Source organism: Flavobacterium sp. (assembly GCF_025352015.1).
In the GTDB taxonomy this organism is placed as follows: Bacteria; Bacteroidota; Bacteroidia; order Flavobacteriales; family Flavobacteriaceae; genus Flavobacterium.
In genome coordinates this window covers 51,928-74,176 of record NZ_JANXUG010000066.1, presented here as the reverse complement: position 1 = coordinate 74,176, position 22,249 = coordinate 51,928, and the positions used below count along the sequence as shown (strand labels likewise).

Sequence of the window (22,249 nt, the reverse complement as noted above, 5' to 3'; positions counted from 1 at the left end):
ACATGCCCCAAAAAGTGATCTATTATTTGGGGCATTTTTATGAAAAGAAAAGTAAGCATAATTATGGATATTGAGGAGAAGTGTTCTAAAAATACATTTTTAAATATAAAAGCAATTATTTCATAAAGCCTTGTCTAAAAAAAGCTGGAATTTATTCAAGATAAAAAAAATCGATGAATATCGAAACGACAAAAAATGTAAATGTAGAACTGTTATATAGAATAACCTTGAACAGCTTGCGGAATTGGAACTTTTTGAAGTCATTTTACAATACATGTGAATTATACAACTTATTTGTTTAGTCATACAACTTTTTTATCTTAAAAGAAAATCACATTTGTCAATAATTTTTAAAAATAAAAATGAGACAAAAAAACCTACTCGTTACTATAGCTATTGTTGTAGTCACTTTAATTTCAAGTTGTGCTAAAGATGATTTTCAGGAAACTGTTGGCTTATGCCCAGTTGTAACAGCAACCAATCCTTTAGACAACACTACAAATGTTCCTTTGAACCAAATCATCACCGTTACGTTCAATGAAGAAATTAACCCTGCTACCATTAACCAAACGTCATTTACTATTGTCGGAACGTCTGCAATAACGGGAAACATCAGTTACTCTGGTACATCAGCCACGTTTACACCCAATGTAAATTTGGCTCCTAACATGACTTACGTTGGAACGCTAACAACTGCTGTTAAAGATTTAAATGGAAATGCATTACAACAAAATTATAATTGGTCATTCACAACAGGTGCTACATTACAGCCAAGAGTTATTGCAACAAATCCAACAAATAACGAAATCAATGTTGTATTGAATAAAGTGCTCAGTGCATCGTTTAACATGCCTATGAATCCGTTAACTATAAATGCCTCAACATTTACCTTAAAACAAGGAGTGATTTCTATAGCTGGCGTTGTTACTTTTGCTGGAAACACTGCCTATTTTACACCAAATGTTAATCTCACAGCCAATATGATATATACTGCTACTATTACAACCGGAGCGAGTAATACAGCAGGAACTCCTATCAATAACAATTATGTTTGGAATTTTACAACAGGTACGTCTATAGCACCAAAAGTAATTTCGACAAGTCCAATTTCAAATGAAAATGGCGTACTACTTAATAAAGTAATTACCGCAACGTTTGACATGACTATGAATCCGCTAACTATACCAGCAAGTTTTACACTAAAACAAGGAGCGAATACAGTATCAGGAAATGTGACTTACGCAGGCACTTTAGCTTCATTTACACCCAATAATCCGCTTTTAGAAAATACTGTATACACTGCTACCATCAGCACTACAGCCAAAAATGTTGCCGGTATCGCTTTGTCTAATGATTATGTGTGGAGTTTTACAACTTTGAATAATTCTGTTGCTCCCAATTTAGGATCAGCAGCCATGTTTGGAACCTTTGGCGGAAACGCTGGGGTTACTAACCAAGGATTGAACACGGTTGTTAACAACGGAAGTATTTCAACAACCGCTGCTGCCACTTTGGTTACTGGTTTTCACGATGCTACTGCTATTTATACAGAAACACCTTTGAACAAAGGTTTTGTAACAGGCGCTATTTATACAGCACCACCAGCACCAGGAACCGCAACTTCATTTGCGATTGCCACACAAGGTTTAGCAGATGCCAATGCAGCTTATTTAAGTATTTCTCCAGCATCGCTGCCGGGCGGAACAGATCCAGGAGCAGGCGAATTAGGGGGATTGACTTTAGCACCAGGTATCTATAAATCAGCTAGTGGCACATTTAATATCACTAACGGAAACTTAACGCTGGATGCCCAAGGTAATCCTAATGCCGTTTGGGTTTTCCAATCAGCTGGGGGTTTAACCGTTGGAATAGCCGGACCAACAGGAGCCAAAAGTGTAATTCTTATTAATGGAGCGTTGCCTAAAAATGTCTTTTGGTATGTAGGAAGTGCCGCAACCATTAACGCTGCTGGTGGAGGTGTCATGACAGGAACTATTATTGCTAGTTCGGGAGTTACCTTCTCAACAGCAGGAAACGTAACACAAACTGTATTGAACGGAAGAGCCATTTCGCTTGTAGCATCAGTTACTATGGTCAATACAACTATAAACGTACCTTAATCAAAAACTTTTATTTATTCTACATTAATAGAATTCCTTCTTCGGAAGGGATTAATAAACATACACTTATGAAAAACATTAATATAGTGACTTTTTCGCCTCAACGTAAAAGCGCTAATAAGCTTACATTAATTCTTATCGCATTGATTCTGTTTTTAGGTTTAACTTCGGTTAGCGCTCAAGACACGAAATATAGCAAACCCAAATGGTGGTTTGGTGTGGCAGCTGGTGCTAATTTTAATTTTTACCGAGGCTCAACGCAACAATTAAATGCTGATTTCACTCCGCCTACTGCCTTTCATAATGGATTTGGTACTGGACTATATTTGGCTCCTGCAATAGAATATCATATACCCAATTCGCGTTTTGGTTTTATGCTGCAAGCTGGTTACGACAATAGAAACGGTAAATTTAATCAAGTGATTACTCCTTGCAATTGTCCCGCAGATTTGAATACCAAATTGAGTTATATTACCATTGAACCCAGTTTACGTTTTGCTCCTTTTAATGGTAACTTTTATGTATATGGTGGACCAAGAATAGCGTTCAATCAGTCTAAAAAATTTGAATACCAACTAGGAAAAAATCCTAATTTCCCTATGCAAGCTACAAGCCCTCCCGTTAAAGGTGATTTGAGCGATGTAAAAAACACAGTGCTTTCGATGCAAATTGGTATGGGTTATGATGTTCCTATAAATTCTGAAACTGCTAAAACCCAATGGGTGGTATCTCCTTTCGTGGCATACCAACCTTATTTTGGTCAAAATCCGCGTGCTACCGAAACCTGGAATGTATCCACTTTGAGAGCGGGTGTAATCTTGAAATTTGGTCAAGGTCATCCATTGGAATCTGCCGGTCAAGGTGAAGCCCAACTTACCGTTACTGCTCCGGCGCAGCAAACTACTGGTCGAAAAGTAAGAGAAGTATTCCCTATTCGTAATTATGTATTTTTTGATGCTGGTTCTTCTGAAATATCTAATCGCTATATTTTGCTTAACAAAAATCAGGTAGCTGATTTTAAAGAAGACCAAATTGCATTTGACACTCCCAAAAACATGTCGGGTCGTTCAGAACGTCAGATGATTGTGTACTATAACATCCTGAATATTCTGGGTGACCGAATGGGTAAAAATCCATCAAGCACCATTACTTTAGTGGGTTCTTCTGATAGAGGTATTGATGACGGTCGTGTTATGGCTCAATCTATTAAAAATTATTTGATCAACGTTTTCAGCATTAATGGAAACAGAATCGCCATAGAAGGACGAATAAAACCAGTAATTGCTTCAGAACAACCGGGCGGAACATTGGAACTAGCTTTATTGAGAGAAGGAGACAGAAGAGTTTCGATTGAAAGTTCGTCACCAGCTTTGCTTATGGAATTTCAAAGTGGTCCTGATGCACCATTGAAACCTATTGAAATTATTTCGATGGAACAAGCAGCCAACAGTGATGCTGTGGTTTTTGATACTTCATCCTCAAAAGAGAAACTTAACAGCTGGTCTGTTGCTTTAAAAGATTCCAGAGGTAAAAGCAAAAACTATGGTCCTTATACGCAACAAAAAGTTAGTATTCCGGTCAAAACCATCTTGGGAAATCAGCCCGAAGGAGATTATCAGGTAGCGCTAGCAGGAACAACCGCCGATGGTAAAACCGTAACCACGCAAACTACCGTTCATGTAGTTCCTTATGTAGCTCCTGTAGTACAGGAAAGTATTCGGTTTAGTGTACTGTATGAATTCAACGAATCAAAATCGATTGCTATTTATCAAAAATATTTAACAGATATCGTAACACCAAAGATTAAAAATGGCAACATCGTTATCATAACTGGTCATACTGACATCATTGGTGAAACCGAATATAATAAAAATTTATCTTTAGCGAGAGCCAATGATGTAAAAGGTATTTTAGTAAAAAGCCTGGCTGCTGCGGGGACTACCAATGTAACCTTTGATATTCATGGCGATGGGGAAGACGAGAATCTGGCGCCCTTTGAAAACAAATATCCCGAAGAACGTTTCTATAACCGAACCGTGGTTATTGATATTTTGGATAAAAAATAACATTTAGCTTACTTACTTTTAATTATCCTCAATGGCGAAAGCTGTTGGGGATTTTTTATATATTTGAAAATCCAAGTTAAATGAAAATGAAAAAGCAATATTTGATTCTCTTACTTTTCTTCAGCAGTGCTACATATCCACAATCTATAGAAAGTTTAAAAACAAGCACAAAAAAAATGTATGATGCGAATTACCTCATAGATTTTAATTCAATTGTATCCTATTGTTACCCACAAATGGTTAGTAACGCTGGCGCTGTAAAGATGTTAGAAAGCGTCGAGAAACAGTATGAAAACGACGAATACCGTTTGCGGGAACAGCTGGAAACTTTAGCTTTTCAATATGGAGAAATTAAAAACATTGAAGGCAAATTGTATTGTGTAATTACATTTCGTAATCCGCTGCGCTATTTTTTTGAGAAAAAATTAACTCCTGAAGAAGCCGTCGCCAAAACCACTTGGCTAAAAGAAGTCAACAAAACAAAAGACGTTACTTTTGAACCTAACCGCAACAGCTTTAACGTCAGAAAAACAACAATCTACCTTGCCATAATGGATGAAACCACAGGTAGAAACTGGAAATTCTTTAATTTTGATGATGAAACTCAAAACCAAATTTTTGAAACACTTTTTGGTAAAAGCATAAAAAAAGTATTGAATTTATAAAAAATAGTATTTATATTTACTATAATAATTGTAACCAAATTTAAATTCCAAAGTCATGGCAAAAGGAAAAGACACACAAAAAGCGGTAAAAAAAGAACCCCTTAAAACCGCAAAAGAAAAGAAAGCTGAAAAGCGAGACAAAAAAAATACGCCAAAAAGAGATTAAAAAAGCCCCTTCGTTGTAAAAATGAAGGGACTTTTACTTTATAAATCATCGGGGAAAATCTTCCCGGGGTTCAAGATATTGTTGGGATCAAAAACACGTTTTATACTTTCCATCAATTCTAAATGTGTTCTAGAGAACGCAATATCCATATAATTTTTTTGTACAAACCCAATGCCGTGTTCGCCAGATAAGGTTCCTTTTAATGAAACTGTCAATTCAAAAATTTCACGAATTCCTAAAGGCACTTGAGTTTTCCAATTGTCATCTGTCATAGTGCCTTTGATGATGTTTACATGTAGATTGCCATCGCCTGCATGACCATAACACACCGATTTAAAACCATATTTTGTTCCTATTTTTTTTATCCCATTCAACAATTCGGGCAGCATATATCTTGGCACAACGGTGTCTTCCTCTTTATAAATAGAATTAGATTTGACCGCTTCGGCTACTGAACGTCGCATTTTCCAGAGTGCGTTTTTAGCATCATCTGTATCGGCAAACAAGACTTCATCAATATCAAACTGCTCTAAAACCTTCATAATTTTTTCGGCTTCCTGCACCAAAATATCGGGGTAATTCCCATCTACTTCAATCAATAAATGCGCCTGAACTTGTTCGGTTACGGTAACATTAATGGTGTTATTATGTTTTAGAGTCCAGTCAATAGCATCCCGCTCCATAAACTCCATGGCACTTGGAATTATTCCAGATCTAAAAATTGCAGAGACTGCTTCGCAAGCTTGCGCAGCATTAAAAAAAGGAACCAACATTAACACGTTATGCGAATTCTTTGGTAAAAGTTTTAATACAGCTTTGGTAATTATCCCCAAGGTTCCTTCGCTGCCCACCATCAATTGGGTCAAGTTATAGCCTGTAGCATTTTTTAAAGTATTGGCTCCTGTCCAGATAATTTCACCATTAGGTAAAACAACTTCTAAATTGAGTACATAATCTTTTGTCACGCCATATTTTACAGCTCTTGCTCCACCTGCATTTTCTGCAATGTTTCCACCAATCCAACAACTTCCCATGCTACTTGGATCAACAGGATAAAACAATCCTTTTTCGTCAACGGCTTCGCGCAAAACTTGTGTAATAACTGCAGGTTCGACGGTTATTTGTAAATTTTGTTCATCGATATCTAGAATTTTATTTAAGCGTTCCATAGACAAACCAATTCCCTGATAAATAGATAAAGCGCCACCGCTTAAACCGGTTCTTGCTCCTATTGGTGTGGTTGGAATTTTATAGTCGTTGGCTACTTTTAAAATTTCTGAAATCTGTTTGGCATTGGCTGGCTTTAAAACAACATTTGGCGGAAAAACATAATCTTCGGTTTCATCATGACCATAATGGTTTCGGGTTTCTTGGTCAGAAAAAATATAGTTTTCTCCAACTATATTGGTCAGTTTTTGGAGTATTTCGGAAGTGAATGGCATTGTTTAAAATTGAGAAGTAAATGTAATGATTACAAGTATAAAAGACAAATCCTGTTTAGCCCCGATTGTAACTAGCTGCCGTGCAGCGTGGAAAGCGGGAAAAGGGACTACTGAAACAGCCCGAACCTTTCGCTCTTATTTCTTCTTCAAATCGGGAAGAAAATAACAAATAATTCCCATCAAGGGAAGAAAAGAACAAATTTTATAAACAAAACCTATAGAGCTGTGATCGGCCAAAATTCCTAGCAATGCAGAGCCCAAAGCTCCCATTCCAAAAGCAAAGCCATAGAAAAGTCCAGACACCATTCCGAGTTTTTTGGGCAGTAATTCTTGCGCGTAAACGATGATTGCTGGAAAGGCCGATGAAATAATTATTCCGATGACAATCATCAAAACATCAGTATAAAAAAGCGTGGCGTAGGGCAATAAAAGTGCAAATGGGGCAGCTCCAAACACGGAGAACCAAATGATATATTTGCGCCCAAATTTGTCTCCCAACGGACCTCCGAGAATAGTTCCCAATGCGTAAGCAATAAGATAAATAAACATGTGAAATTGCGCTTGTCGTATAGAAAGATGGAATTTATCGATAACATAAAACGTGTAATACGTTGATAAACTTGCCGAGTAAAAAAACTTTGAAAAAATTAGTATCAACAATACTGCAACGGCAAATTTAACTTTGCTTTTTGAAAGATTGTGAAAGTTTAGAAACTCACCTTTTTTATTATTTAGCAAAATCAAATGATCTCTATACCAAAAGGCAATTTTAGTAATAATTCCCAAAGCAATAAAAGCAGCTATGACAAAAAATAAGATGTATTTTTGAGAATTGGGAACTACAATAAAAGCAACTAAAAGTGGTGCCAATGCTGTTCCTAAATTTCCTCCTACCTGAAAAATAGACTGCGCCAAGCCTCGCTTTCCGCCGGATGCTAAATTAGAAATTCGTGCAGATTCTGGATGAAAAATAGAAGACCCAATTCCTATCAACACAACCGAAAATAATATCCAATAAAAACTGCTGGCAAAAGATAAGCATACAATTCCTGAAAGTGAAAACAACATTCCATAGACTTGCGAAAATGGTTTGGGATATTTATCGGTATAATAGCCTACAAAAGGTTGTAAAATTGATGCCGAAAATTGAAAAGCAAAAGTAATTAAACCGATTTGTGAAAAAGAGAGGTGGTAATTTTCTTTTAAAATGGGATAAACTGACGGAATTATAGCTTGAATCAAATCATTAAGCAAATGAGCAAAACTGATGGCAAACAATATTGAAAAAATCGTTTTGTTGAGTATTTCTCTGTTTTGAGACCTAGTATCAGAATTTGTTTCCATTTAAAATGTGTGTAAAATAAAATACCAAAAAGCGAGCGTTAAAAATGATAAAGGAATTCCTATTCCTACCATCATACTACTCAACTTGGGTTTTAATCCGTAATTTGAAGCTAAAATAGCTCCGGTAATCATGGGTGCCATTGCCGATTCTAGGATAGAAACATCTACTGCTAAAGATTTGCCATGCAAAATAATCTTATATATTAAATAGAAAATTGCTGGTGTAATAATTAGCTTGAAAAGCAACCCTAATCGTAAGAATTTCCAATGCTGGCTTCTTAAATCAATTTTTAACTGTAAACCAACCGATACCAATGCCACTGGAGTAACGATAGCTCCTAGCTTTTGAAAAACCGTTTGAAAATGTTCACTAAAATCAAGTTTTAAAACATTCATCGCGCATGCAATTACAAAAGCTATAAAAGGTGGAAAGAATAAAATTTTGCTAACAATCTGTCTGGAATTGGCATCGCCTTTTGCAAAAATTGCTGCCGTAATCAATCCCAGCGTTGCCATAACCACAAAAGTTCCAGGCTGGTCTACTATGATAGCAGTTTTTAAACCTTCGTCACCATAAAGCGCTTGAATTATTGGAAAACCAACAAAAGAAGTATTACCCAAACCTGCCGTGATTATCAGACAGCCAATTAATTTATTGGGCCAACCCAACTTTTTTCCTATCAAATAAAAAAAAAGGAACGACAAACCAAAACCAATCCAAGCTACCGCCAACGGATACAATAAAGTAGTTGAAATGGATATTTTAGGAATATAAAATAATGCCAAGGCGGGCAACGCAACAAAAATAACAATTTGGTTCAGTGCTAAATGTCCATTTTTTGGAAAAGCGGCAACACGTTGCATACCTAAACCCATCAGCAAACATAGAAAAATCAACAGAATGTTATCCATTCGAAGTCTTAATTTATTTTGCAAAGGAACGGCAAAAAAATGAAGTATTACAATTCTAGAACCAGCATTATTTTACTAAATTTACCCAAATGATTTTCCTTTGAAACCAAAGCAACCCAATAAAAGTGCCATAAACAAGAAAGACGGAATTCCGCAACCGGAAAGTTTGAGCGCAAGTGTTATGGCAAAAATCGTGACACAACGTAAAATAAAACCTTCGGAACAAGAATTGATTGACGGCATTTTAGCAAAAGACACAGTAGCCCTTAGCCGTTCGATTACTCTAGTAGAAAGCACTAATACCATGCATCTTGAAAAAGCAAATGCAATAATACAAGCTTGTTTACCTCATGCTAATAAATCTGTTCGTATTGGCATTACGGGTGTGCCAGGCGTTGGAAAAAGTACATTTATTGAAGCTTTCGGAACCTATCTAACTTCTATGGGTAAGAAAGTTGCTGTTCTTGCCGTTGACCCAAGTAGCACGATTTCGCATGGAAGTATTTTGGGGGACAAAACCCGAATGGAAGAATTAGTAAAAGATAAAAATGCTTACATCCGACCATCAGCTTCAGGTGAAACATTGGGCGGAGTGGCTCGCAAAACTCGGGAAACCATTATCTTATGTGAGGCTGCAGGATTTGATACTATCATTATTGAAACGGTTGGTGTTGGACAAAGTGAAACAGCGGTTCATTCGATGGTTGATTTCTTTTTATTGCTAAAAATTTCTGGTGCCGGCGATGAACTGCAGGGTATCAAGCGAGGTATTATGGAAATGGCCGATGCAGTTGTCATCAACAAAGCCGACGGTGATAATGTCAATAAGGCTAAATTAACCAAAACCGAATTCAATCGTGCGCTACATTTATTTCCCGCGAAAAGCTCTGGCTGGGTTCCTACTGTTGCAACTTGTAGTTCAATTACTAAAGATGGAATTGCTGATGTTTGGCAAACAATTTCTAATTACTTTATATTGGTAAAAGGCAACCTTTATTTTGCAGAAAAACGAAAAGACCAGAATCAATTTTGGATGATGGAAACTATTGACGAGCAGTTAAAATCTAATTTTTATAATCAACCTGAAATTATAAAACTATTGGAAGAAAACAAAAAAGCCGTAGCAAATAATGAAATATCTCCTTTTGCCGCGGCTTTTAATTTGTTAAAGAAGTATTTAAGTTTTAAAATAGTCTAAATGCCTTATAAGGGAAAGCGCCAACTCCACTCCCAAATCCGCCTCCTGTATAATAAGTTAAAATATTTTGATTCGAAGCACCATTGGTGTTTGAGGTTAAATAGTACCCACCAATATCTAGTGGTAGCAAAGAATAATTTGTGCCGACAGCTGTCCACTCTCCTGTGCAAGGTAAAAACCAATCAGAATAAGTGTTTAAAACTAAATTCAAACAAACCTCTGCTGCAATACCCAGTGTAGAACAACCAGCCACAATATTTGTAGTATTGTTTATTCCATCACCAATTGCGTTACCAAATGGATTTGGGTAAGTTACATTGTAACACCCGAAGTCAGCTGTTCCTATATTATTCTGTGAAATTATAATCCCATGTTGCACTATAGAACTATAGCCAGGGTCGCCAGGTTGCAAGAAATAACCAATCACACCTCCTTGGTAAAAGCTACCAATGGAAAGGGTTGAAGTGGTCGTGAAACTAACTTGATTTCCGTAGGCTGTCCCGGCAATACTGGTTGCATAAGATCTAATATAGTAAACTGTGCTTGTTAAAAGTCCTGAAGCAATACTTGTGTATGCGGTACTGCCTGCACCGTTTGTAGTTATATTATCAGCAATTGTAGGTGATGGTGAAGTACTCCAACAGATACCTTTTTGTGAAATGGCACTACCTCCATCATTGCTGATGGTTCCACCTGAACTAGCTGTTCCGCCTGTAATTGCCGTTACGGGAGTGGTTGTTACAGTCGGTAAAGTTGGATTAAAAGTGGTATAAATAACATCGTTACCATAAGTTACTCCTGTACTATTAATCACAAATGCTCTTACATGATATGTTGTATTTGGTAATAAACTTGTGAGCTGCGCGTAAAAGTTCCCTAAACCAGTGGATCCGGGTATTAATGAATAAGTTCCACCAAGAGTCGGGTTTACCGCTATGCTCCAACAAACACCATAACTACTGATTACAGAACCTCCTGAACCTGTAATTCCCACGTTTGTAACATTCCCCCAAAAACCAGCTGGATTCGGCTCAAAATAAGTTTGCGAAGGATTAGAAATTGTTGTTAACGTTGGGAAAGATCCCCCTATCCAAGTTGGAATGTTGCTATTATTAATTTGTAAAAACTGTCCTGGAGTGCCAATAGGAATCATTGTCCAAGCGGTTCCGTTCCAATATTTCATATCACCAACAGCGGTGCCTGGAGTTTCCCCATTGGCACTTCCTGCCGAAAACAATGCGTAAGGAACGCTGCTTAACTGTGAAGTTCCTGTAATTGTATATGATGTTCCGCCTGTTGGATCAGTTTCTGTTTTAATAAAGTAAGGTCCAGTCGCCCAGTTTATGGTTGCAAAATTTCCAGAAACCACTGTTCCTGTTCCAATTTCTAAACTTACAAGTCCGTTTACATTGGTTGAACTCGTTTGTGTTTCGGTATAAACAGATGAACCAGAAGCTGAACTTTGCAAAATACTAATGCGCATGCCGACTGGACTAGAAACAATAAGTGCACTACTCAAATTTCTGACAACAGCCTGATAACTCATTTTTTGGGGAGCTTGAGCATTTGTAATTTGAAGAAAAAAGAGTATCAGTAAAACTAAAACCATTTTAATATTAGCTAGTGTTTTTGTTCTCATAAGTTTAATTTTTAATTATTTTAAATGTTTTTATTAGCTTTTCAGCATCCAATACCTGCAAAAAATAAATAGATGATGCATATTTATTCATTTCAATTGTGGTCTCATTGTTACGTATTTTTTTATTTTCTATTAATCTTCCATTGGTATCAGTAAGCTGGTAATTGAGTTTGTTATTATCGTGGTCATCAACTTTGAGTACCATAATATTGTTGGTTGGATTCGGAAAAACAGTTATCAATTGTATTGAATTTGCATCTGGCACACTCAAAACTGTTGAAATTTCATAAGGTTGTTGTACACCTTGTGCTACCGAACCATTTGTACCTGTATTTGTTGTATAAATAACCTGCCCAATGGAGTAACTTGCTGTTCCATTACTGCCCGTAGCATTTCCTCCAGAAGCATTTGTAGATTGCTGTGCTGTAATACTTGAACAGGAGAGTACCATCAAAAAGATTATACACGTACACTTTTTTTTGCTTGTCATGACTTTCGATTAGTAATTAAAATTTGATAAAAAAATGTGTACGCAAGTTAATAATAATATAATTCTTATTTTAACATTTGATAAACTTTTGTTTGTAAATCTTTTGAACAAAAAAAACAGCTTTAAAATTGGGTTGAACCAATATAAAAACTGTTTGTAAAATAAAGCAGCAGTTGATGATTATTCCTCGTAACCTTCCATTTCTTTATCGTAGAATTCTCCGGCGAGCGATATTAAATGTTCCATTTCAGACTCTAATTCAGTTTCGTCTTCTCCTTCTAAATCTTCTATAAATTCAACTTCATCATCTTTTAAATTAATGATAAAGCGTGGAAAGTCAAGATGAATGACAAAAATATCATCAGGAAAATCAGAGTTGTCAGCTAGGACAAATTTTGGTAGTTGCATTATATTGTTAATTTGGTTGTGTGATTATTTGATTATTCGGAAACAGATTAGCGAATAACCAAATTACCGAATAAAGTTTTAAAAAAAACTATTTATCACTTAAAATTACTGGCGTACTTCCTTTGCCCATGAAGATAACTTTAGCATTGGCAGATGTGGCAATTTCTTTTTGCGCTTTTATTTGTTCGTATTGTAATTGTTTATCGGTTAAGCCAGTGGAAATAATTCTTTGATAATCTGCAATACCTTGTGCTTCTACTCTTTTGCGTTCAGCTTCTTGTTTTTCTTTTTGCAATACAAATTGCATTTTTTGAGCATCTTGTTCGGCATTTATTTTACTTTCTATAGATGCTTTTACAGACTTTGGAAGATTGATATTTCTGATTAAAAGTTGCTCCAAAACCAAACCTCTTTTTTTAAAATCGTCCTCGATAGATTTGAAAATACGTTGTTGAAATTCATTTCTTTTGGTCGAATATAACGCAACGGCATCATAATAAACGGCGTTGTCACGAATACGAGTTCTTGTAACCGGACGGACAATTTTATCGGTATAATCTACACCAATTCCCTTTAAAATTTTTGGAGCTTCGAAGGGTAAAACTCGGTACAGAACCGTTAAATCTATTACTACTTCTAGTCCATCATTAGACAAAACACGTATGGCATCATCACCTTGTTTTGCTCCTTCATCGTGAATTGCAGACATTGTATAGTTTTGTGTTTGAATATCAAAAATTGTAATATCTAAAAGCGGATTAATAACATGTAAACCACTTTCTAAAACTTCGGGTTGCACGTTTCCGTACAAAGATTTTACTCCAACTTTACCTGCATCTATTTGTTTAAAAACCGATGATAAAAGTCCGATAAGAATTATGACAAATCCAAAAATTCTAATAATGGAAGAAAATTTTGAAGCCGGATTTACATTATTTTTTAGCGTAACGCTGATAATAATTAGGATAATACCAATTATAAGTGAAAGTATCATTTTTTGTAAGTTTTTGAATTATACGATGATTATACGCAACTGTGGTAAAGAAGTTACAATTCTAAATTTAAACTTATGAGTGCTGAAACTTAAAGTTATGTTTTATCAGATTTGGCGTGTAAGGACGGAATGAATTATGAATTATGAATTATGAATTATGAATTATGAATTATGAATTATTATTAATTATCATTTTTTTGGTCAAATAATGAAATCGGATGAATAGAAAAACTGCAGCTGCAGTTAGTCCAGCCAATAATCCAATCCAAACCCCCACTGCTTTTAAAGCTGTACAAATTCCTAAATAATAAGAAATAGGAAATCCAACCACCCAATACGCAAAAAAAGTAATATACATGGGGATTTTTACGTCTTGTAAACCTCGTAATGCTCCTAGAACCACCACCTGTATTCCGTCAGATATTTGAAAAACTGCCGCAACCAAAAGCAATTTGGACGCTATGATTACTACTTCTTTATTGTCTAATAATTGAGCTTGATTTTCCATATTTAGGAACAAATAAGGTAATATTTGGTGCAATGCTACAAAAAGTATTGCAAATAGAATTTCAATAAGTATAGCCAGTACAAAGATGGAGCGCGCTATAAATACTAGTTGCTTGTAATCATTCAAACCTTTTTGATGACTTACTCTAATCATAGATACAACGCTCAAACCCATAGCAACCATAAAAGTCATTGATGCCAAGCTCAAAGCTATCTGGTTAGCAGCTTGGCTGGTTTTGCCTATGGTGCCACATAACCAAATTCCTGCTGTAAATAAAACTACTTCAAACAGCATTTGCATGGCAGAAGGAAACCCGAGATTGATAATTTTTATTATCATTTGTTTTTTGATTTCTTCAAAACTAAAATCATGAAAGTATTGTTTTAAACTTTCTTTTTGAGACAAAATAAGATGCATAAAAACCACCATCGCAATACGAGAAATCACAGTACCTAAACCTGCGCCAAGAATTCCCATTTTTGGAAAAATCCAAACACCATAAATTAAACAATAATTAATAATGACGTGCAGTATATTAGCCATAACAATAGCATACATCGAAACTTTGGTCATAGATAATCCATCGGCAAACTGCTTGTATCCCTGATAAATAATAAGCGGAACTAGAGAAAAAGCAACCCAATTTATATAAGGTTTGGCTAATGTAATTACTTCTTTGGGTTGGTGCAGTAGTTCCATTATTGGTTTTACCAAAATCACAAACCCGAATAGTGTAAATCCTAGAAAAACACATAAAAACAATCCGTGATGAAAAGCAGAACGAATTTTCAATCTATTATTTTCGGCATCCGCCTCGGCAACTATTGGAGTTATGGCGGTTGAAAATCCAATACCAAGAGACATGGCTATAAAAATCAAACTATTACCTAGCGATACTGCTGCAATCTCTGTACTTCCTAATTTTCCCACCATAATATTATCAACAATTCCTATTAAAGTATGACCCAGCATTCCTATAATTACAGGATAAGCCAACTTTAAATTATAGGAGAACTCTTTGGTATACAGAGAAGCATTCATTTACACAAAATTGTATGCAAAAATAAGCTATTAGAGCAACATAATTATGGGTGAACAATTCTTAAAATAGTAAAATATTTTTTTATCTTTACGCAAATATAAATTTGTATGAAAAAAAAATTACTTATAGCTTGTTTACTAACAAGTTGTTTTTTAACAGCACAAAATATCTTTCAAGATAATTTAGCTACCTATACTGTAGGCTCGTCATTACATTCTCAAGGATTGTGGTCTCATAATAATGATGCTGCCAATGGGGGTTTTGGTGCTGGGGCTTGTAATCCTGTTACCAGCGGAGGAAGTTGTTCTAGTAGTAATGTGGTGAGTAATTCTATTTCGTATCTTAACTATGGCACTTCAGCAAAAAGTTTAGAAATTGCTGGTTTTTTAGATAATCCTGGTCATCCTTTACAACCCGTTATAATTGGTGGTGATTTATATGTTGGGATGGTACTAAATATCGCCACTGCCCCTACTGTAGGAAGTGCATCCGATTTTTTTAGAGCTGCAAATAGTGATACTTCTTTAATTACTTTCAGACTTTTAGTACAGGATGCAGGAACAGGATATAAAGTTGGAATAAAAAAAGGAAGCTCTGCCAATTTAACTGTTTACACCAACGGTATTTTTAATTACAATCAAGACAATTTAGTAATCTTAAAATATTCTCATTTATCGGGCACAAACAATGATATACTGAATCTTTATATAAATCCAGATTATGCATCAGGCGAGCCTGTAATTCCATCAGCTACTACCAACACTGGAACAAATCAATCTGGAAATATAGATAGAATCTTCTTTAGATTTGGTTTTAATAATGCTGGAGCTTTGCCTACTGGTTTTGCCGGATTAGTAAGTGCTGCTCGTACTTGGTTTAATTTAGGTTTTATTCCGCTATCGGTTGAACAATTTAATAGCAACAGTTTTACCGTTTTAGGAAACAATGCATCCAAAGGAATTATCACCATTAATTCAAAAATGGCTCTTACCAATTCCACTTTAAACATTTATTCCATTACTGGGCAATTACTCGAAACCAAAAAAATAAGTATAGGCGAAAACAATAACGACATTACTATTAACCCTATTCATCAAGCATCAGTGTATGTTGTAGAACTAATCACTGAAGATGGCAGCAAATTCATTAAAAAAATAATCACCAACTAAATACGAACAACATAAATACAATTACAATGAAAAAAATTTTACTTTCAGTTTTAACTATAACGGCATTTGCCGTTAATGCGCAAAATATCTTTCAAGAAACTTTTGCAAGTTATAATGCAGGAATGCAATTAAGCGGTCAAGGAACATGGACAAATCAAGGTCCAGCTGGACTTGGTTCATGTAGTGGCATATTATGTTCTAGTTTAGTTACAACAACACCTATTAGCTATTTTGGTTATGGAAGTTCAGCTAAATCTGTAGAGTTAAAAAATGACTCTGATAGCAACGGAACATTATTTACATCTGTGACAAGTTCAGATGTTTACGTTGGGATTGTTATCAATGTATCTAGTGCTTCTGGTTCTCCTCAAGATTGTTTTAGAGTTTCAACAGGAGCATTTGCTGCTTCATTTAGATTATATATAAGAGCTGCAGGTGGCGGCACTTTTAATGTTGGAGCCATAAAAGGTTCAAGTGTAACGCCTACATATGCTACAGGCGCCTACAATTATAATCAAAATCATTTAATTATTTTTAAATACTCTATATTTTCAGGTACAAATGATGATGTTTTAAATGTATATGTAGACCCTACTTATGGAGCTGGTGAGCCGATGACACCATCACTAAGCACTACTAGCGGAACGGATCAAGCAGGGTCTATTAAAAGTTTAGCCTTTAGACAAAATGCAGCATCAGGAACAATTCCTAATGGTTTTGCAGGATTAATAAGTGTTGCTTCAACTTGGGCAGGTTTAACTTTAAATCTTTCCAATAATGAATTCAATAAAAATACATTTACCATAGCCTGCAATCAAGTAAATAATGGTGTTATAAATATCAAATCCAATGTGTCTTTAGACAATGCTAGCTTAATTATCTACGATATTCAAGGACGAAAAGTAGAAAGTAAAACCATCTCATTACAAGAAACGGTTAACGATGTGGCTATTAACCCAATCAAAAATATTGGTGTATATATAGTTGAAATTCTTTCGTCAACTAATCAACGTTTTACTCAAAAAATAGTAGTGAATTAATTTAAAAAAATATTCATAAGTCCCAAAACGGGACTTTTTTTCTATACAAATACTCATAAACACAAATTAAATATTATGAAAAAAATTATGCTTACCATTTTGCTATTAGTAATCGGTTCTTATATTTCAGCACAATGTATTACCTCTACTACTCAATATCCATTCAATGTTTCTTATACACCTGCAACTTGTGACGGAACTACAATAAATCAAATTGTAACCGATGGTTATGCGGGAGAATACTCAACAGTCACTGTCACAGCTGGAATAACCTATACTTTTACAAGTTCTACTACTTCAGACCTCATAACTATTAGTACCTTAAACACTACTGAAAGTAATTTTGTTTTAGCATACGGAATTGGTAGTGTAACTTGGTATGCAACCTTTTCAGGAGATGTTAAATTTTATACTAACTTAAATGATGGTCTCTGTGGCGAAGATCAAATTAACAGAATTAGAGGAGTAATTTGTAACAATGCAGTAAGTTGTAATCCTCCTACTGATTTAATGTTTTCAAACCTTACCACAAATTCTGTAAACATATCTTGGACTGCATCCAACAGCAATCCAGCAAATGGTTATGAATATTATATTAGTTCAAGCATTGCTCCAAATAATACTACAACCCCAACAGGTTCTGTTGGAGCTGGAATAACAACAGTTACTATTAATGGTTTGTCTATAAATACAAGCTATAAAGTTTGGGTGCGTTCTGCCTGCAGTAGCACAAGTAAATCATGTTGGAGTTCTTTACGAGATTTTTCAACCATGTGCACCCCTGTAACCGATTTTACTGAAAACTTTGATGCCGCATTAACATTTCCAGATTGTTGGAAAAGAGTTGGTAATGGTGGAGCAACTCGAATACAAGCAGATGCATCTGCGACATCAGCTCCAAATTTAATTTATTTATTCGGTACCAATACTACTACCTCTGTTATTAGAGGAAAGGCAATTGTTGCTATTAGACCTGTTTCTAATGCTGGAGATGGTACTCACAGATTACGTTTTAAAGCTAAAGGAAACTTGACAGCTGGTGGTGTTTTTGAAGTAGGTTATCTACCTAATCCTGCCGAAGCGTCTTCGTTTGTAAACATGCAATCGTTTACCACTAGTTCTAATTCTACCTATGATGCTTTCACTTTATTACCAGGAACTGCACCTGGAAGTAGTCAAGTATTGGCGTTTAGACATTCGGGGACACCTGAAACTAGCATTTTGATAGATGATGTCGTTTGGGAAGTTTTACCAAGTTGTGTTGAACCAACCAATTTAAGTGTCTCAAATATTACTTTGACAGGAGCAACTATTTCATGGACTGCATCAATTTCAGCACCTGCAAACGGTTATCAATATTATGTTTCAACTTCTAATGTTGTTCCATCTGCAGCTACAACTCCTACGGGATCTGTGGTTTCTGGCAACACAACTGTAATTCTTACTGGTTTAAACTCATCAACAACCTATTATTTTTGGGTAAGAGCGGTTTGTAGTATAACCAATTCGAGCGAATGGAGTTTATCTAGTAATTTCAACACACTTTGTACTGTTTCTACAGTGCCTTATACACAAGATTTCGAATCCGCTCTTGTTCCTCAAATGCCAATTTGCACCACAGTTCAAAACGTTGGAACTGGCAATAATTGGATAACAGTAAATAATCCTAGTGCTAGTACAGGTTTTAATTCTAAAACGCTACAATATAATTATTCTCAAACCAACGCAGCCAATACATGGTTTTATACAAATGCCGTAACACTTAGTGCGGGAATTAATTATACTATTTCTTATAAATATGGCAATAATAGTTTAACCTTTAGAGAAAATTTAAAAGTAAGCTATGGTACTGCAGCCAATGCGGCAGCAATGACAACCATATTAGCAGATCATCCAAATATTACAGGAAATACGCAAACACAAAATACAGTAAACTTTATTCCAGCAACTTCGGGCGATTATTATTTTGGTTTTAATGCATATTCTATTGCTAACCAGTTTTTTCTTTTTGTAGATGATATTTCTATTACACTTGGTTTAGGAAACACTAGTTTCAATTCTTCAAAATTCAGCGTATCACCTAACCCCGTAAAAGATATAATATCAATTAGTTATGACAAAACAATTTCTAATGTTGCGGTTTACAATTTATTGGGTCAACAAGTAACATTTAAAGCTGTAAATGCTGACCAAAAACAAATAGACCTTTCAAACCTTGTTAAAGGAACTTATATTTTAAAAGTTTCCGCTGATGACATTATACAATGTATAAAAGTGATAAAAGAATAATGTTTAACTTCTTATAAAAAAAATGCGTTCGGTAATATGAACGCTTTTTTTTATTTACTCAATTCCTCTTTATACACATCAATATTATCTTTTACTTTTGGGTCTAGTTCAGGCTGGGCAATATCTGTAAGTTTTTGCATTTCTTCCCAAATAATTTTGGCAACAATACATCGTGCCATTTGTTTATCATCAGCAGGAATCACAAACCAAGGCGCATGTTCTTTTGAAGTGTTATTAATAGCCTCTTCATAATAGTGAATATATTCCTCCCAGTGTTCTCGTTCTTTCAAATCACCTGTAGAAAATTTCCAATTATCATCAGGATTTTCCAATCGTTTTAACAATCGTTTGCGTTGTTCCTCTTTACTAATATGAAGGTAAAATTTCAATACAAGCGTCCCGTTTTGGGATAGATGTTTTTCGAAGTTATTAATTTGTTCCATGCGGTCTGTCCAAAATTTTGGCGTAATATCCTCTACTTTTTCTATACCAGGCAAATTCTCAAACAAAAGATATTCTGGATGTACCCTAGTTACCAATACATTTTCGTAATAAGTTCTGTTGAAAACTCCAAACTTTCCTTTTTCGGGCAAAGCGATGTAATGACGCCACAAATAATCGTGTTCCAGCTCTGATGAATTAGGAGTTTTAAAACTATGAACTACCACACCTCGCGTATTAAATTCTTTAAAAACTTCCCTAATGATGCCATCCTTTCCACTAGTATCCATGCCTTGCAAACAAATCAAAACCGCATGTCGGTTGTGAGCATACATCTTGTCTTGACGTTTGCTTAACTTTTGCTGAATTTTTAGTAATTCTTCTTTTTTTTCATCATCATCGGCTTCAATGGTGCTCGCAGTTGGGATTTTTGATAACGTTATAGCATTAACAATTCTAAAATCTTCTGGATGTATTTTTTTCATAATGTACCTTTTTATAATTGTAAATTTATGGAAATATTTTATCTATTACGCTTTCTAAAAATCGAAAGAATTAGCGATACGGTTAAATTGTTATCATGTCTTGCAGAAATTAATATCCAATTTAATTAAAATCTTACTATTTCTATAAAGTTGTAAGTTACTATTATAGAATAATACTTATTTTTGAGTCAAATCTTTAATTTTTTTCAATGTTAGTAAAAGTTTTTGGAAGTGCAGTCTTTGGAGTCGAGGCCACTACTATAACCGTCGAGGTAAATATTGATAAGGGTGTTGGCTACCATCTCGTGGGTTTACCCGATAATGCCATTAAAGAAAGTAGTTACCGAATTGCGGCTGCTTTAAAAAATAATGGATACCAACTTCCTGGGAAAAAAATCACTATAAATATGGCTCCAGCCGATTTACGCAAAGAAGGTTCGGCTTACGATTTGACTTTGGCTATTGGAATTCTTGCGGCATCGGCACAAATAAAAGCTGATGAAGTTGGTGACTATTTAATAATGGGCGAATTGTCATTGGATGGAGGTTTGCAACCCATAAAAGGAGCCTTGTCTATTGCTATCAAAGCAAAAGAAGAAGGTTTCAAAGGTTTTTTTCTTCCGATTCAGAACGTTAAAGAAGCCGCAATAGTTGCAGGATTAGATGTATATGGAATTGAAAACGTCACTCAAGTTATTGATTTTTTTGAAGGAAAAAGCACTATTCAACCCACGCTCATCGATACTAGAGAAGAGTTTTATAAAACGCTGGATTTTCCAGAATTTGATTTTTCGGATGTCAAAGGACAAGAAAGCATTAAAAGATGCATGGAAATTGCCGCTGCTGGCGGACATAACATTATTTTAATTGGCCCACCAGGTTCTGGGAAGACAATGCTTGCGAAGCGTTTGCCCAGTATTTTACCGCCAATGACCTTACATGAAGCATTAGAGACTACAAAGATTCATAGCGTTGCAGGAAAAGTGAAAGACAGCGGATTGATGAACCAGCGGCCTTTTAGAAGTCCGCATCACACCGCAAGTTCGGTTTCATTAGTTGGTGGTGGAAGTTATCCGCAACCTGGCGAAATTTCGTTAGCGCATAACGGCGTTTTATTTTTGGACGAATTGCCCGAATTTAAAAGAGAAGTTCTGGAAGTGATGCGCCAACCTTTGGAAGATAGAGAAGTTACTATTTCGCGAGCAAAATTTACGATTACCTATCCATCCTCTTTCATGTTGGTAGCAAGTATGAACCCAAGTCCAAGTGGCTATTTTAATGATCCAGATGCACCGCAATCGTCTTCACCACACGAAATGCAACGGTATTTGGGTAAAATTTCGGGACCTTTATTAGACCGCATCGACATTCATATAGAAGTAACACCAGTTCCTTTTGATAAATTGACAGAAACTAGAAAAGGCGAAAGCAGCGTTGAGATTAGAAAACGAGTAACCGCTGCCAGAGAAATTCAAACGATTCGATTTGCAGGTTTTGATACCATTCATTACAATGCACAAATGAGTTCCAAGCAAATCAGAGAATATTGTGCGCTGGATGAAACATCGTTGCAACTTCTAAAAACTGCAATGGAACGTTTGAATCTTTCCGCAAGAGCTTTTGACCGAATCTTGAAAGTTGCGAGAACCATTGCCGATTTAGAAGCTGCAGAAATCGTGGTTTCTAATCATATTGCGGAAGCTATTCAATATAGAAGTTTGGATCGAGAAGGCTGGTTAGGTTAATCTATCAACGCTAAAAAAGTGTAACCTTGTTAAATGGCGCCTGCGCTTTATCCTTTTTTAAACCAATACATTTTTTGCTGATATGT

General features: G+C 35.5%; 18 protein-coding genes. 9 read left to right on the top strand and 9 right to left on the bottom strand.

Annotation, left to right across the window (positions count from 1 at the left end; genetic code table 11):
* Positions 1–362: 362 nt before the first annotated feature.
* The 3 genes from Q0Q96_RS06800 (at position 363) to Q0Q96_RS06790 (ending at position 4,851) form a co-directional block, all read left to right on the top strand.
* Positions 363–2,120 (top strand): Ig-like domain-containing protein, encoded by a 1,758-nt coding sequence (locus Q0Q96_RS06800; protein ID WP_293872485.1) that lies wholly within the window; start codon positions 363–365, stop codon positions 2,118–2,120.
* 68 nt (positions 2,121–2,188) lie between these two features.
* Positions 2,189–4,186, top strand: a complete 1,998-nt coding sequence (locus tag Q0Q96_RS06795) for an OmpA family protein (RefSeq protein ID WP_293872484.1) — start codon at positions 2,189–2,191, stop codon at positions 4,184–4,186.
* A gap of 86 nt (positions 4,187–4,272) precedes the next feature.
* Entirely contained in the window at positions 4,273–4,851 is a 579-nt protein-coding gene (locus Q0Q96_RS06790) for a hypothetical protein (RefSeq protein ID WP_293872483.1), read from the top strand.
* Between the two features lie 204 nt (positions 4,852–5,055).
* On the opposite strand, the gene Q0Q96_RS06785 is transcribed toward Q0Q96_RS06790, so the two are convergent.
* Complete coding sequence (locus Q0Q96_RS06785; protein WP_293872482.1) at positions 5,056–6,459, bottom strand: FAD-linked oxidase C-terminal domain-containing protein; 1,404 nt, start codon at positions 6,457–6,459, stop codon at positions 5,056–5,058.
* A 25-nt stretch (positions 6,460–6,484) separates the two neighbouring features.
* Between Q0Q96_RS06785 and Q0Q96_RS06780 the strand changes: the two genes are divergently transcribed.
* Positions 6,485–6,625, top strand: a complete 141-nt coding sequence (locus Q0Q96_RS06780) for a hypothetical protein (protein WP_293872481.1) — start codon at positions 6,485–6,487, stop codon at positions 6,623–6,625.
* Here the strand turns inward: Q0Q96_RS06780 and Q0Q96_RS06775 are convergent.
* Together Q0Q96_RS06775 and Q0Q96_RS06770 are read right to left on the bottom strand one after the other, a co-directional pair.
* The gene (locus Q0Q96_RS06775) at positions 6,595–7,803 is read right to left on the bottom strand and encodes an MFS transporter (protein WP_293872480.1); all 1,209 of its coding nucleotides are present in this window, start codon (positions 7,801–7,803) and stop codon (positions 6,595–6,597) included. The genes Q0Q96_RS06780 and Q0Q96_RS06775 overlap by 31 nt on opposite strands.
* Positions 7,804–8,715, bottom strand: a complete 912-nt coding sequence (locus Q0Q96_RS06770) for an AEC family transporter (RefSeq protein ID WP_293872479.1) — start codon at positions 8,713–8,715, stop codon at positions 7,804–7,806.
* A 100-nt stretch (positions 8,716–8,815) separates the two neighbouring features.
* Between Q0Q96_RS06770 and meaB the strand changes: the two genes are divergently transcribed.
* The gene (gene meaB / locus Q0Q96_RS06765) at positions 8,816–9,913 is read left to right on the top strand and encodes a methylmalonyl Co-A mutase-associated GTPase MeaB (protein WP_293872478.1); all 1,098 of its coding nucleotides are present in this window, start codon (positions 8,816–8,818) and stop codon (positions 9,911–9,913) included.
* On the opposite strand, the gene Q0Q96_RS06760 is transcribed toward meaB, so the two are convergent.
* From Q0Q96_RS06760 to Q0Q96_RS06740, 5 genes are all read right to left on the bottom strand, one after another.
* Positions 9,900–11,552, bottom strand: coding sequence for a hypothetical protein (locus tag Q0Q96_RS06760; protein WP_293872477.1), 1,653 nt, complete (start codon positions 11,550–11,552; stop codon positions 9,900–9,902). The genes meaB and Q0Q96_RS06760 overlap by 14 nt on opposite strands.
* Positions 11,553–11,556: 4 nt before the next feature.
* On the bottom strand, positions 11,557–12,042 hold the full coding sequence (locus tag Q0Q96_RS06755) for a T9SS type A sorting domain-containing protein (RefSeq protein ID WP_293872476.1): 486 nt from the start codon (positions 12,040–12,042) through the stop codon (positions 11,557–11,559).
* A gap of 180 nt (positions 12,043–12,222) precedes the next feature.
* Complete coding sequence (locus Q0Q96_RS06750) at positions 12,223–12,450, bottom strand: hypothetical protein (RefSeq protein ID WP_293872475.1); 228 nt, start codon at positions 12,448–12,450, stop codon at positions 12,223–12,225.
* Positions 12,451–12,538: 88 nt separating this feature from the next.
* The gene (locus tag Q0Q96_RS06745; protein WP_293872474.1) at positions 12,539–13,444 is read right to left on the bottom strand and encodes a prohibitin family protein; all 906 of its coding nucleotides are present in this window, start codon (positions 13,442–13,444) and stop codon (positions 12,539–12,541) included.
* Between the two features lie 169 nt (positions 13,445–13,613).
* Positions 13,614–14,993 (bottom strand): MATE family efflux transporter, encoded by a 1,380-nt coding sequence (locus Q0Q96_RS06740; protein ID WP_293872473.1) that lies wholly within the window; start codon positions 14,991–14,993, stop codon positions 13,614–13,616.
* 108 nt (positions 14,994–15,101) lie between these two features.
* Here Q0Q96_RS06740 and Q0Q96_RS06735 point away from each other — a divergent pair, with 108 nt between their 5' ends.
* The 3 genes from Q0Q96_RS06735 to Q0Q96_RS06725 all read left to right on the top strand — a co-directional run bounded on the left by Q0Q96_RS06735 (position 15,102) and on the right by Q0Q96_RS06725 (position 19,492).
* Positions 15,102–16,163, top strand: a complete 1,062-nt coding sequence (locus tag Q0Q96_RS06735; RefSeq protein ID WP_293872472.1) for a T9SS type A sorting domain-containing protein — start codon at positions 15,102–15,104, stop codon at positions 16,161–16,163.
* 26 nt (positions 16,164–16,189) lie between these two features.
* Positions 16,190–17,203: a T9SS type A sorting domain-containing protein gene (locus Q0Q96_RS06730; protein ID WP_293872471.1), complete on the top strand. Its 1,014-nt coding sequence runs from the start codon at positions 16,190–16,192 to the stop codon at positions 17,201–17,203.
* Between the two features lie 75 nt (positions 17,204–17,278).
* Positions 17,279–19,492 (top strand): fibronectin type III domain-containing protein, encoded by a 2,214-nt coding sequence (locus Q0Q96_RS06725; protein WP_293872470.1) that lies wholly within the window; start codon positions 17,279–17,281, stop codon positions 19,490–19,492.
* A 50-nt stretch (positions 19,493–19,542) separates the two neighbouring features.
* Here Q0Q96_RS06725 and Q0Q96_RS06720 read toward each other — a convergent pair whose 3' ends face one another.
* On the bottom strand, positions 19,543–20,418 hold the full coding sequence (locus tag Q0Q96_RS06720) for a PPK2 family polyphosphate kinase (RefSeq protein ID WP_293872469.1): 876 nt from the start codon (positions 20,416–20,418) through the stop codon (positions 19,543–19,545).
* A gap of 209 nt (positions 20,419–20,627) precedes the next feature.
* Between Q0Q96_RS06720 and Q0Q96_RS06715 the strand changes: the two genes are divergently transcribed.
* Positions 20,628–22,163, top strand: a complete 1,536-nt coding sequence (locus Q0Q96_RS06715) for a YifB family Mg chelatase-like AAA ATPase (RefSeq protein ID WP_293872468.1) — start codon at positions 20,628–20,630, stop codon at positions 22,161–22,163.
* The last annotated feature ends 86 nt before the right edge of the window (positions 22,164–22,249 follow it).